General features: G+C 49.3%; 11 protein-coding genes and 1 other annotated feature. Of the genes, 9 read left to right on the forward strand and 2 right to left on the reverse strand.

The window, feature by feature from the left end:
• Nucleotides 1–138 precede the first annotated feature (138 nt).
• The 5 genes from I8U23_RS00265 (at nucleotide 139) to I8U23_RS00285 (ending at nucleotide 6952) form a co-directional block, all read left to right on the forward strand.
• A complete protein-coding gene (locus tag I8U23_RS00265; protein ID WP_156097702.1) occupies nucleotides 139–300 on the forward strand; it encodes a hypothetical protein in 162 nt (53 codons plus the stop codon).
• Nucleotides 301–420: 120 nt separating this feature from the next.
• Nucleotides 421–652 (forward strand) — a binding site (T-box leader).
• Between the two features lie 52 nt (nucleotides 653–704).
• A complete protein-coding gene (locus I8U23_RS00270) occupies nucleotides 705–3344 on the forward strand; it encodes a valine--tRNA ligase (RefSeq protein ID WP_049719900.1) in 2640 nt (879 codons plus the stop codon).
• A 159-nt stretch (nucleotides 3345–3503) separates the two neighbouring features.
• Entirely contained in the window at nucleotides 3504–4808 is a 1305-nt protein-coding gene (locus tag I8U23_RS00275) for a bifunctional folylpolyglutamate synthase/dihydrofolate synthase (RefSeq protein ID WP_165489752.1), read from the forward strand.
• Between the two features lie 17 nt (nucleotides 4809–4825).
• The gene (murC, locus tag I8U23_RS00280; RefSeq protein ID WP_037993770.1) at nucleotides 4826–6211 is read left to right on the forward strand and encodes a UDP-N-acetylmuramate--L-alanine ligase; all 1386 of its coding nucleotides are present in this window, start codon (nucleotides 4826–4828) and stop codon (nucleotides 6209–6211) included.
• Between the two features lie 99 nt (nucleotides 6212–6310).
• A complete protein-coding gene (locus I8U23_RS00285; RefSeq protein WP_037993522.1) occupies nucleotides 6311–6952 on the forward strand; it encodes an SCO family protein in 642 nt (213 codons plus the stop codon).
• A 30-nt stretch (nucleotides 6953–6982) separates the two neighbouring features.
• Here the strand turns inward: I8U23_RS00285 and I8U23_RS00290 are convergent, their stop codons facing one another.
• A complete protein-coding gene (locus I8U23_RS00290; RefSeq protein WP_037993520.1) occupies nucleotides 6983–8212 on the reverse strand; it encodes an ABC transporter permease in 1230 nt (409 codons plus the stop codon).
• On the reverse strand, nucleotides 8209–8943 hold the full coding sequence (locus I8U23_RS00295; RefSeq protein WP_037993519.1) for an ABC transporter ATP-binding protein: 735 nt from the start codon (nucleotides 8941–8943) through the stop codon (nucleotides 8209–8211). The genes I8U23_RS00290 and I8U23_RS00295 overlap by 4 nt, the downstream gene beginning before the upstream one ends.
• A 165-nt stretch (nucleotides 8944–9108) precedes the next feature.
• Here I8U23_RS00295 and I8U23_RS00300 point away from each other — a divergent pair, with 165 nt between their 5' ends.
• The 4 genes from I8U23_RS00300 to I8U23_RS00315 all read left to right on the forward strand — a co-directional run bounded on the left by I8U23_RS00300 (nucleotide 9109) and on the right by I8U23_RS00315 (nucleotide 12733).
• Complete coding sequence (locus I8U23_RS00300; RefSeq protein WP_062842944.1) at nucleotides 9109–10080, forward strand: type IV pilus twitching motility protein PilT; 972 nt, start codon at nucleotides 9109–9111, stop codon at nucleotides 10078–10080.
• Nucleotides 10073–10774 (forward strand): prepilin peptidase, encoded by a 702-nt coding sequence (locus I8U23_RS00305; protein ID WP_037993517.1) that lies wholly within the window; start codon nucleotides 10073–10075, stop codon nucleotides 10772–10774. The genes I8U23_RS00300 and I8U23_RS00305 overlap by 8 nt, the downstream gene beginning before the upstream one ends.
• A gap of 47 nt (nucleotides 10775–10821) precedes the next feature.
• Complete coding sequence (locus I8U23_RS00310) at nucleotides 10822–11937, forward strand: SPOR domain-containing protein (RefSeq protein ID WP_037993514.1); 1116 nt, start codon at nucleotides 10822–10824, stop codon at nucleotides 11935–11937.
• Nucleotides 11938–12133: 196 nt separating this feature from the next.
• On the forward strand, nucleotides 12134–12733 hold the full coding sequence (locus tag I8U23_RS00315; RefSeq protein WP_037993512.1) for a Maf family protein: 600 nt from the start codon (nucleotides 12134–12136) through the stop codon (nucleotides 12731–12733).
• Nucleotides 12734–12776 lie beyond the last annotated feature (43 nt).

Genomic DNA, 12776 nt, shown 5'->3' on the forward strand with positions numbered 1-12776 from the left:
GAAGACCGATTTAAGATACAATCGTTTAAAAGCGAAGGAATTTGTTTCGGATGCTGGACAGATACGTACAAAATGTGGAGAATAGGAATATGTTACAATGAAAAGACTTCGGATGCTGACAGGAAGGGGTTTATTCACTTGAGAGCAGTTAAAATGATCGTGAAAAAAACTTACAAAGGTGTGTTGTTCTTAACTTTTCTCAGTATCCTGTTGTTGTGCACAGTGTTGCTTTTGGCTTTTTTGGCTGATCCCCAGGCGATGTATGAATTTATTAAACAAACGTTTGGCGTCCGTTCATAAAAGGGAATCATGGATTTGTCTTTTTGAAACGGCGGTATCGCCGTTTTTTATTCAAATGGGGTATAGTTTGACGCAAAGTTGGAAAACGTGTAATATAATAGTCAATATCTGATGTGAATGGGAAATGCGAAGACGGAGAAGAGTAGACGGATTAAAGCAGTCAGAGAGAGAAACCCTTGGCTGAAAGGTTTCTTCTGCATTTAACCGTTGAACGTCGCTCTTGAGCAGGTTGTCTGAAAGGTTGACGAAACCGTGTAAGATAACCCGGTTCCAGCCGTTATCTGGTCAGAGTGCACTAATTTTTTAATTAGTGAATAAAGGTGGTACCGCGAAAAGACCTTTCGTCCTTTGTTGGCGAAGGTTTTTTTTATTTTCGGAAGAAAGGCGAGCAGGAGGTTGATAAAATGTCGACGATGCCAAAAACGTATGACCCGAAACAGGCAGAATCCAAATGGTATGATTATTGGATGAAAGGCGGGTATTTTCAAGCGGGAGAAGACCCGGATAAAGAACCGTTCACCATTGTGATTCCGCCGCCGAACGTAACGGGGAATTTGCACATCGGCCATGCCTTGAACAACACCTTACAAGATATTTTGATCCGTTTTAAACGGATGCAGGGATATGATGCATTGTGGTTGCCGGGGATGGATCACGCGGGAATTGCCACTCAATCCCGTGTGGAAGCGAAACTCCGGGAAGAAGGAGTCAGCCGCCATGAGCTGGGACGGGAAAAGTTTTTGGACGTTGTATGGCGGTGGAAGGATGAGTATTCCAAAAACATCGCCAATCAATGGCGGAAAATGGGGTTGTCGCTGGACTACAGCCGGGAGCGCTTTACGCTGGATGAAGGGCTTTCGGAAGCGGTCAAAGAAGTGTTTGTCAAGTTGTACGAAAAAGGCCTGATTTACCGCGGGGAATACATTATCAACTGGGATCCGGTTGCCAAGACGGCCCTGTCGGACATTGAAGTGATTCACAAAGAGGTGCAAGGCGCCTTGTATCACATCCGGTATCCGCTGGCAGACGGTTCCGGATCGGTGCAAGTGGCCACCACCCGGCCGGAAACGATGCTCGGGGACACGGCATTGGCGGTTCACCCGGATGACGAGCGCTACCAACATTTGATCGGCAAGGAAGTGGTTCTGCCGCTTACCGGACGCAAAATTCCGGTGATTGCCGATGAATATGTGGATCAGGAATTTGGGACCGGGGTTGTCAAAATCACGCCGGCCCATGACCCAAATGACTTTGAAGTGGGCAATCGCCACGAACTGCCACGGATTTTGGTGATGGATGAATCCGGGAAAATGAACGAAAATGCCGGCAAGTACCAAGGCATGGACCGGTTTGACTGCCGCAAACAAGTCGTCAAAGATCTGGAGAACGAAGGGTACCTGATCCGGGTGGAAGAACATGTGCATTCGGTCGGGCACAGCGAACGTTCGGGCGCGGTGGTGGAACCGTATCTTTCCACCCAATGGTTTGTGGCCATGAAGCCGCTCGCAGAGCGGGCGATTCAGGCCCAGAAAAAAGGAGAAGGCGTCCGTTTTGTTCCGGAACGTTTTGAAAAGATCTATTTCAACTGGATCGAAAATGTGCGGGATTGGTGCATTTCGCGGCAACTGTGGTGGGGACACCGGATTCCGGCATGGTACTGCGGCCAATGTGATGAGATGACGGTGGCCCGTGAGGAACCGAAGACTTGCCCGCATTGCGGAAGCGATCAGTTAAAGCAGGATGAAGACGTCCTGGATACTTGGTTCAGTTCCGGACTCTGGCCGTTTTCCACATTGGGGTGGCCGGAAGAAACCGCGGACTTAAAACGGTACTATCCGACGGATGTTTTATTGACGGGATATGATATCATTTACTTCTGGGTTGCCCGCATGATCTTTTTGGCACTGGAATTCACCGATGACATTCCGTTTAAAAATGTCCTGTTCACCGGCTTGGTCCGGGATGCGGAAGGCCGGAAAATGTCCAAGTCGCTCGGAAACGGGATCGATCCGATGGAAGTGATCGACCAATACGGTGCCGATGCCATGCGGTACATGTTGTCGACCGGTTGCACCCCGGGAAATGATCAGCGTTTCCGCTTTGAACGCGTGGAAGCGGCAAGAAACTTTGCGAACAAAATCTGGAATGCTTCCCGTTTCGCCCTGATGCACTTGGAGGGAGTCGAAAAAGAAGATCTTTCCTTGGCAGGACCCTTTTCAACGGCCGACCAGTGGATCCTGCATCGCCTGAACGAAACGGTCCGGGATGTGACCAGGCTCTTGAACCGCTTTGATTTCGGAGAAGCGGGACGGGTGCTGTACAACTTCATTTGGGATGAGTTTTGCGATTGGTATATCGAGTTTGCCAAACTTCCTCTTTACGGTGAAGATGAAGAAGCGAAAAAAGTCACCCGGTCCGTGTTGGTTCATGTCCTGGACCAATCCCTCAAATTGTTGCATCCCATGATGCCGTTCATCACGGAAGAAATTTGGCAGCATTTGCCGGTGAAAGGCGAAAGCATCATGATCGCCCCGTGGCCGGTGGAAGATGAACAGTTCGAATCCGCGCAAGCGGTTCGGCAGATGCGGGTGTTGATTGAAATCATCCGGTCGGTGCGCAATATCCGGGCGGAAATGGACGTTCCGGCCAAACGGCAAATCGAGCTTTTGATCCGTCCGGACGGTGACATGGAAGAAACCATCCGGAAGCACGAATCGGCGATTAAAAAATTGTGCGGTGTCGACCGGTTAACGATTGATTCCGGTCTCAAACGGCCGCAAAAATCCATGACGGATGTGGTGACCGGCGCCGAGATATTCTTGCCGCTTGCCGGAATGGTGGATGTGGAACAAACCATTGCCCGTCTGAAAGCCGAATTGAAAAAATTAAATGCCGAAGTGGAAAGAGTGGAGAAAAAACTGGCAAACCCCGGCTTTGTTTCCAAAGCACCCGCTGAAGTGGTCGGGAAAGAACGGAAAAAAGGTGAAGAGTATAAAGAAAAACGAGAGAAAGTGCTCGCCCGTTTGAAGGAAATGGAAGGATGACAAAGGGGAGGGTTCTCCCCTCCCCGTTTCATATTGACGGATGGCCGGATAACAGGCAAAATGGACAAAGTGAATGTATTCTTATTAATTAAAATAGTTTTGGAAAGAAGCTGAGGGAGAATGACTCAATTCGAAACAGCTCAAGAAGTATTTGCTTGGATGGAACAAACATGTGCCAAAACCATTCAACCGGGACTGGAACGCATGGAATGGATGCTGGAGCGGTTGGATCATCCTGAACGTAGGTTGAAATTTATTCATATTGCAGGTACCAACGGGAAAGGTTCAACTGCTGCCATGATTGCATCGGTACTAAAAGAAGCCGGTTTTTCGGTGGGGATGTATGTTTCTCCTTATGTCCTTTCTTGGCATGAACGAATTCAATTCGACGGACAACCGATGGATGAATCTTCTTTTGTTCGCTGGGTCAATGAATTAAAGCCGCTGATCGAAAAAATGGCGGAAGAAGGGCCGGGGGCCCCGTCTCATTTTGAATTTTGGACTTTGTTATCATTATGTTATTTTGCAAAAGAAGCCTGCCCTTGGTTTGTGGTGTGGGAAACCGGGATGGGAGGACGATTTGACTCCACCAATGTGGTGTACCCGTTGGTATCCGTGATCACCGAAATCGGTTATGACCACAAAAAGTGGCTGGGCGAAACGTTGGAAGAGATCGCAACGGAAAAAGCGGGGATTATCAAACCCGGAGTGCCTGTGATATGCGGCAGCGAAAAAGAAGAAGCACTGTCCGTCATCAAACGTGTTGCCAAAGACAAACATTCCCGATTATATATGTATAATGAAGATTTTTCTGTCATCGCACATCATCAGGATCTGGATGAACAAATATTCACGTTTCAAAATGTGTATCGCGAGCTGGAAAATCTTTCGCTCCCGCTGGCCGGGGATCATCAGTTGCAAAATGCGGCAACGGCATTGATGACGTTGGAAATTTTGCGCCAAAATTATGCAACGGTCATCGAGCCGGAGCATTACATCAACGGATTGAAAAAAACAGCGTGGCCGGGCCGGTTGGAAAAAGCGGGTGACCAGCCGCACATCCGACTGGACGGCGCTCACAATACAGAGGGGATCAAGGCGCTGGTTCAAACCATAAAAAAATATGGATCCCGTTATCGCCGAATCGGTTTTATGATTGCCATGATGAAAGACAAACCGGTCAGGGAAATGTTGGAGCACCTTGCGCAAACAGCTGACTTTGTTGTGACAACCTCGCTTGAGGAGCATGCTCGTTCCCTTGAGGCGGAGGAACTGGCTCGCATGTTGAAAGAAATCAATCCGGATTTAAATGTGGTGCCCGTCCAAGGAGAACAAGATGCACTTCACGTATTCCTGAACCAATTGGATGATGATGATTTAGGCATTGTGGCCGGATCGCTGTATTTGGTTTCTGCAGTGCGGCCGTTATTGATGAACCATGGGGGAAGACAGGGACTTACATGAAGGTTGGTGATTTCACGATGAATAGTCAAAAAAGGGTTCACTTTGTAGGAATTGGCGGATATGGCATGAGTGCCATTGCACGGGTTCTTTTGGACTTGGGTTATCAGGTGTCCGGTTCGGATGTGGCCGAAAACGCATTGGTGAAAAACCTGATGGAGCGCGGAGCCGAGGTTTCGATCGGGCACTCGGCTGAGCATGTTCACGGGGCGGACATCGTTGTCTATTCTTCAAGCATTTCTCCGGACAATGTGGAACGGGTGGCGGCCAAAGAACAAGGGATTGAAGTGCTTCACCGTTCTCAAATGTTGGCTCGCCTTTTAAATGACAAAAAAGGGATCGCTGTTGCAGGGGCTCATGGAAAAACAACCACTTCCTCCATGGTTGCCCAGACGCTGGAATTGTGCGGAGTGGATCCGACCTATATCATCGGTGGAGAGATTGTTGCCTTGAAAGGAAATGCCAAAGCCGGCCGGAGCGATTATGTCGTCGCCGAAGCGGACGAAAGCGACGGGTCTTTCCTGGAGTATTATCCGCATCTGGCTGTCGTGACCAATATTGAAGCGGATCATCTTGAAAATTATGGCGGCGATTTTGAAAACTTGAAAAAGGCGTACCGTTCCTTCCTCAATCAGGTAAGGCCGGACGGTGCGGCAGTGCTGTTTTGGGACGATGGATATGTCCGGGAAATGGCGGATGATGTAAATGGCCGTATCATCACGTATGCCATTGAACGCGATGCGGATTACCGGGCGGTGAACATCCGCGAAAATTTGCGTCAGATTCAGTTTACCGTTGTGCGCGGGGAGGAAGTTTTGGGGGATGTGCTGTTAAACATCCCGGGACGCCACAATGTGGCCAATGCTTTGGCGGCCGTCATTGTCTGCTTGGAAGCCGGGGTGCCGTTTGAGCAAATTGTGAAAGCGTTGTTCCGTTTTCAGGGAGCCAAACGCCGCTTCCAAGTGATTGGCGAAGAACAAGACATCTTGATTGTGGATGATTATGCCCATCATCCGACCGAAATCCAAGCCACATTAAAAGGGGCAAAGGCGCTCGACCGCCGGATGGTTGTGGTCTTCCAGCCGCAGCGGTATTCACGCACGCATTTATTGATGAATGAATTCAGCCAGGCTTTTTACGATGCAGATGAAGTGATCATCAATACAATTTATGCACCGCCCGGCGAGCAACCGATTCCCGGCGTCACCGCCGAGCGTTTGGCCGAACTGATCAAGCAAAACAGCAATGCCAATACACGGTTTTTGGCCACCAAAGAAGAAGTGGTTGAATATCTGGTTCAACATCTGAAGCCCAACGATTTGGTGATGACCATGGGAGCCGGCGATATTTGGCGGGTGGCTCACATGCTGAAAGATGAATTGCAAAAAGAACGGGTGAATGAGTAACAATTCATAGCGGAGTCGGAAAAGAGCCGGTATTTCATCGGCTCTTTTTCTGCAGGAAGGATTTATGCTATGCTTTGCATGAGGAAGGAGGAGAGACCGATGAAGTCAGGAAAATGGCTTACGTTGATTTTGATCGGCATGTTGGCCGTTTTGGCCGGATGCAGTGCCGGCGATCGTCCGGCAGAAGAAACCCAAACCGGACAAAGTGCCGCATCCGATAATGATGTGTCCGATCTGAATTGGAGGGTCCCTTCATTTACATATACCAATCAAAACAACGAAACCGTCGGGTTGGATGATTTGAAGGGAAAAGTATGGCTGGCCGACCTTATCTTCACGCGTTGTCCCAATGTTTGTCCGCCGATGACAGCAAACATGTCCAAAGTTCAAGAAGCTCTGAAACAAGCCGGGGTGGAAGCGGAAATCGTATCTTTCACGGTGGACCCGGAACATGATCAACCGGAACAGTTGCGGGAGTTTGCCGAAAAGCACCATGCCGATTTGAATTCATGGCACTTTTTGACCGGTTATTCCCTGGAGGAGATCCAAAAGCTGACCCGGGAGGCTTTTAAGGGTTCCATCTCTCAGCAGGAAGGGCCGTCCCCCGATGTTCCGCTTTTGATCAATCACCCGACACAATTTTATCTGATTGACCAAAACGGGAAAGTCGTGAAATTTTATGACGGATTGAAGCCGGACGCTGACCGGATCATTCAGGATATTAAAAACTTGCAAAAATAAAAGGCTTGAGATGATTCTCAAGCCTTTTTTTTAACGGGAGTTGATGAGACGTTCCCCTTGGCGGGGCAAATAAAGAAAACTGAGCGCCGAGCTGAACAAGGCACCGGCGATGATCCACAACAAGCATTCCAGGGTTGACAATGCATCAACCCCCCAAGCGAATAACGCAATCCATAAGGTTTGGATTCCCAGGTTTACCCATCCGATGAACGTCAACCCTTTTGCCCATTGAGCGGCTGAGAGGGGATATAACCGGCGAATGCCCGGGTATTGTTTCGGATCTGCCAATTGCGGCAATTGCTTGATGAACATCCAGACACAGGCGACATAGACGCCCGCGCTCACCCATCGGTTTGGAAAGATCCCGATCAAGATCATGGCCCAGATGAGCAGGCGGATCTGAATGGAAAACAGCTCGCTTTTCCGAAAAAAGGTGCGCCAATACAAATAAGAAGATGCTTTTTGCCAAGACCAACTGGGAAGGAGCCGGATCAGCCATGTCCGTTTCTTGACAGGGGTTTTGAGCCGCGGCATGTCCATAAACAGGCCGGCCAGCGAATGATAACGGGCTAACGTTTTTGTTTCCGTTTTCTGCATCAACCGCCAGGGATAGGGATAGGCGGGAGCCTTTCGGTAAATGGCAAAGGCTAAAAGCACAAGGCCGATGAGCATGCCTGACGCGAGGATTCCCTGCTGATGCAAAAAAGCATAAGCGGCCCCGCCGTTGAAAAGAAAGCGGATTCCGGTCACCAGACGCACTTGATGCACGGGAAGCAAAACGGTTAACCGCATTTGCCACCATTCGGCGAAGATGTTTGCCACTTGGATGACGGCAAAAAAGATAAAGGAGGCAAAAAAGAACCCATGGCTTTTCCAAACCGCGAGATAAACCGGATAAACCAGCAGGGTGAAAATGGCCAGGTGAATCAGATGGATGGCTGTGCTGTAGATCAATCCGGCCCGAAAATATGGCTTCATCCGGGTTTCCAGAGGCAGAAGAAAAACGGAATCCGCCGGTTGAATCCATGTGCGGATCCGGCTGGATGTCAAGAGCAAGGCATAAGGAAGGGTTAACAAAAGTTCGATCGGAAAATCGGGGGGCAGCCAGATCAGGAATTGTTCGTAAGCAAAATACACAGCAATGAATAAGATTCCCAGAAAAAGGGGCGTCCCCCCGCCGCTGGCCACCATCCGGATGCGTTGCATGGCAGCCAACCAGGAATTTTTCATTCGGTCATAAAAAAGTTTACCGGTATTCATGATCGCTTCCCTTCTATCGCCAACATAAACAATTCATCCAATGCCTTGTTTCGGGTTCCTGCCTGCCGGTTCATCTCGGACAAGGTTCCGGAGAAGCGCACTTCGCCTTCATGAAGCAATACAAAGCGCTCACAATGTTTTTCGGCCGTTTCCAAAATGTGTGTGGACATTAAAATGCCCATCCCCTCTTTTTTTCCTTCTTCCAACAATTGGAGCAAAGAACGGATGGCCAGCGGATCCAACCCGACAAAGGGTTCGTCAATGATCAAAAAACGGGGGCGGACCAAGAAAGCGCACAAGATCATGATTTTTTGCTGCATTCCTTTGGAAAAATTGTCCGGAAACCAGTTTTTCACTTTGTTCATCCGAAAACGTTCCAGCAAGGCCCCTGCGCGCTGTTTAAACTCTTCCCGAGACAATTGATAAGCACCGGCTGTCAGTTCCAGGTGCTCCCATAAAGTGAGTTCTTCATAAAATTGCGGGGTTTCCGGGATATAAGCGAGTTGGGACCGGAACGATTTCGGATTTTCTGACAACGTGTGCCCGTTGATGGTGACGGTGCCGGAAAAAGGGGTGACAAGGCCCAGGATATTTTTGATGGTGGTGCTCTTTCCGGCGCCGTTCAATCCGATGAGGCCCACCATTTCACCGGGTTTCACCGAAAAATTGACATTTTTGATGACCGGATGTTGACGGGCATATCCACCGTAAAGTTGTTTGACTGAAAGCATAAAATACTCCTTTATGCATTGAAAAATGGATATGGTTTACCATTAGTTTGCGTGAAAAAAGAAAGGATTGCAAGCAGGGAAATGATCCGCGGATGGAAAGGAAATTTCAAAATAAAGTAGAATTGGTAAAAATTGTTGATGTTTTTTGCGGGAGGAGGGAAGCGGATGCTTTTGGAGGAAGCCGTTCATCTTGCCTTGAAAGAAGGCGCGACCGATTTGCATTACATTGAGGGGGAGCATCCTTGTGTGCGGGTGAACGGGAAGGTCTTTGTTTTGTGTGCCGGCCGGGGAAAAAGAGAAGAAATTGAAAAGTGCATGGCATCCGGGGCCGATCCGGCGAGGGAGTCGGATTTCACATGGTATTCAGGTCATCACCGGGCGAGGGTCCATTGTTATCAAAAACAAGAACGGCTGGCGCTGGCCATCCGCTTTTTGCCGGATCGCATTCCGACTCCGAAAGAGCTTCATCTTCCCCCGGTGCTGTATCAAAAAGTGATGTTTCAAACCGGTTTGCTGTTGGTCACGGGCCCGACCGGAAGCGGAAAAACGACAACGCTGGCTTCCTTGATCCAGGAATTGAATCGTACGGAAGCCTTACATATCCTGACTTTGGAAGATCCGATCGAGTATCTCCATGCGTCAAAAAAGTCGCTGGTCATCCAACGGGAAATCGGGAAAGACACCGAAAGTTATGTAAGCGGCATGTTGTCCGCTTTGCGGCAAGGTCCGGATGTGATCATGGTCGGGGAGTTAAGAGACACTGAAAGCATCATGGCCGCCCTTCACCTTGCCGAAACGGGGAAACGGGTCATGGCCACTTTCCATGCCGGGAATGTGGAAAAAGCGATTTACCGGGTCATTGACAGTTTTCCCGCGGATCGGCAAAGATGGGTGCGGTCACAACTGGCTGCTTCGCTGTCGGCAGTGGTGGCACAAAAGATGGCCGGACCAAACGGCAGGCAGAAGCGGCCAGTGTTTGAAGTTTTGTTGAACCATCGTTCTGTTGCCCATCTGATTCGAAATGGCGAGATCCACCAGCTCCCTTCCGTGATGCAGGCTCATCAGGCTTCAGGCATGCAGACCATGGAAATGGAATTGAGAAAATTGCAAGAGGAAGGAATCAGTTGCATTGAATGAATTTGGATGGATGACGGCGGTCTTGAGCGGAATTGTTGCTTATTGGATTCCCGGGCTGGCTTATTGGATCGGATCGGGAAAAGTCGGGGAGCCAGTGCGTTATTCATTCCGTTTGAAACCATTGTACCGGGTTTTCTTCGCCATCTTTTCCGCCGGCTTGTCATGGGTGGTTCAATGGAAGCTGGGGACCGGTTGGGAAAGTTGGATGGCGACGGTGCTGGTTTGGTTGTTATTGGTGATAGCATTGACCGACATCTGGTTTTTTCTGATTCCCGATGTGGTCACTTACAGCGGGTTTTTCCTTTTTATGTCGTGGCGTTTCTTTATGGATGGAACCCATGTGCCCGTTTATTTGGCCGGAGGATTTTTCATCACGTCGGGGTTGTCTCTGGTAAGCTGGATCAGCCGCGGGCTGGGTTGGGGCGATGTCAAGCTGGTCGCCATGGCATCCTGGGTGATTGAATGGCCGCAACTTTTGTTGTCCATCTGGTTAGCTACACTGAGTTCCATGCTTCATGTGACCGGACGTCTCCAAACCCGGGGGAGGGCGGCCATCCGTGAACCGCTTCCTTTCGGTCCTCATTTGGCCGTCGGAATGATCCTTTCTTTATTGTGCGGGGATATGCTCCGGGATTGGTACGGGGAACAGTTTTTGCAATTTTCCTGCCCTGTTTTGGTTCTATCGTTCCTATGAATTCATAAACTATATTAACAGGATGATAGAGAGGGGGCAGTCAATCCATGGAAAAACTGAGAAAATCTCAAGTGCAAGTGCATAAAACCGGATTAAAGGTAAGGCTCCAAACCAGACCGGTAGCTGCAAAGCCGAAGCATGACTGTTCCGTCACAGCGGAAACCAAACCGCTGAACAAGCCGAAAACAAAAACGCAAAAGCCGTTTTTGGAACCATGGCTGAAAATGAAAAATTTGACGGCAGGAAGCGTGTGGCCGTGGGAAAAGGCAAAGAATGAAAAACGGGTGATTCAGTGGGCTTCCCCGAACAATCCGTTTCATCATAAAAGAACCGGGAAAAAAAGGCGGTTCAGCCCTGCCTGGCAAATGATATGTTCGGCCGGGGCCGCGCTGGTGATCGGCACCGTCATGGGACTTTCCGTGTTGAATTTGTTTTTTAACGAAAATGCCACGTTTTCCAACCGCACCATTGATTCTCATCTCAATCCGCCGGCGGATGCGGGGGGGAAAGAAACGCCGGTACCGGAACCAACCGGCCGTTCCCAGTCTCTTCCCCCGCTTCAGACCGTGATGTTGCAGGCGGGAAGTTATGAAGAAAAAGCTGGAGCGGAAAAAGCGATGAATCAATTCCGGGTGCAAGGGTTGGCCGCCGTGATGTCGGAACAAGCTCCGTACCGGATTTATCTGGGGATGGCGCCTGACCGGGATCTGGCGTTAAAATTGTCGGCGATTTATCAGGAACAGGATGTCTCCGTCTATTTGAAGGAAGTCCAATTACAAGGAGAAGCGGCATTGGATCCGGAAGTGAACCAAGTACTTCTGGATACATTGAAACAAGGAAACAACCTGGTGCAACAACTAAGCAGCCTGTCAGCCGGTGCCATCCGGGGGAAGGCACAGCAGGAAACACCGCTGAAGGTGCCGGGGGGGTTATCTGAACAATTCCAAAACTTCGTCGTCCGGATGCAATCGGTGAAAGGAAAACTCCCGGGTGACGCCAAGGAATCGGCAGACAAGATGATCCAAGCGTTGGATCAGGCCGTGCAAAGCGGGTTGGCTGCACAAAAAAATCCCGGACAGGCGCTTCTGTGGCAGATGCAAGAGGGGTTGATCCGGTATACGGTTGGTTACGAGAAATTGATTCAATCCTTAAAAGAACAATGAAATTTTTTGGTCGAATGGCTCCAAGGGCATTTGGAATCTTGTTGTAGAGCTTGCCATCTGATAAACTAAAAAATGATATATGAATTGACGGCACCCCGCGAAAGCGGGTGCTTTTTTCCTTGACAAGACAATCTGTAAATTTTTGGAAATTGATTATAACGTTGGCTGGTTTTTGTTTTCAGGCAGGTGTTCATGGATGGATATGAAACGCGAAATCGTTTTGGCTTCCGGATCTCCTCGCAGAAGAGAATTGCTTGCTCGTTTTGGAGTTCCGTTTCGTGTTCAAACAAGCCACATTGATGAGAACAAGGATTTACCCGGTTTGCCGGAAAGAGTTGTGGAAGAACTGGCAAGGCGCAAAGGGAAGGCGGTTGCCGCCGGATGCCGGGATGCATTGGTTATCGGAGCAGATACAGTGGTTGTGTTTAACGGAAACATTTTGGGAAAGCCGAAAGATGAACAGGATGCCGCTTCCATGTTGAGGATGTTGTCAGGAAAAGAGCATCAGGTTTATTCCGGTCTTTCTGTGATCACCGTTGATCAGGGAGAAATCACGAGAGAGGTTGTATCGCACCGGATGACGCGTGTTTGGATGCGACCGCTTTCCGATGAGAAAATCAAATGGTATGTGAACACGAAAGAGCCTTTAGATAAAGCTGGAGCTTACGGAATCCAAGGGTTGGGAGCTTGTTTGGTGGACCGGATTGAAGGATGCTTTTTTAATGTGGTCGGCATGTCTTTGTCCCTCTTGGATGAAATGCTGACCGAAACCGGTTATACCCTTGCACAGGATTAACGTCGGAGATTCATCTCTGCTGCCCTTTGACAACTTGGTTCAA

This window comes from Thermoactinomyces sp. CICC 10735 (assembly GCF_016055175.1).
Taxonomy (GTDB): Bacteria; Bacillota; Bacilli; order Thermoactinomycetales; family Thermoactinomycetaceae; genus Thermoactinomyces; species Thermoactinomyces vulgaris.

Coding starts and splice junctions, on each gene's coding strand:
- I8U23_RS00270 (WP_049719900.1), top strand. CDS start 705: ATGTCGACGATGCCAAAAACGTATGACCCGAAACAGGCAGAATCCAAA.
- I8U23_RS00275 (WP_165489752.1), top strand. CDS start 3,504: ATGGAACAAACATGTGCCAAAACCATTCAACCGGGACTGGAACGCATG.
- murC (WP_037993770.1), top strand. CDS start 4,826: ATGAATAGTCAAAAAAGGGTTCACTTTGTAGGAATTGGCGGATATGGC.
- I8U23_RS00285 (WP_037993522.1), top strand. CDS start 6,311: ATGAAGTCAGGAAAATGGCTTACGTTGATTTTGATCGGCATGTTGGCC.
- I8U23_RS00290 (WP_037993520.1), bottom strand. CDS start 8,212: ATGAATACCGGTAAACTTTTTTATGACCGAATGAAAAATTCCTGGTTG.
- I8U23_RS00295 (WP_037993519.1), bottom strand. CDS start 8,943: ATGCTTTCAGTCAAACAACTTTACGGTGGATATGCCCGTCAACATCCG.
- I8U23_RS00300 (WP_062842944.1), top strand. CDS start 9,109: ATGCTTTTGGAGGAAGCCGTTCATCTTGCCTTGAAAGAAGGCGCGACC.
- I8U23_RS00310 (WP_037993514.1), top strand. CDS start 10,822: ATGGAAAAACTGAGAAAATCTCAAGTGCAAGTGCATAAAACCGGATTA.
- I8U23_RS00315 (WP_037993512.1), top strand. CDS start 12,134: ATGGATATGAAACGCGAAATCGTTTTGGCTTCCGGATCTCCTCGCAGA.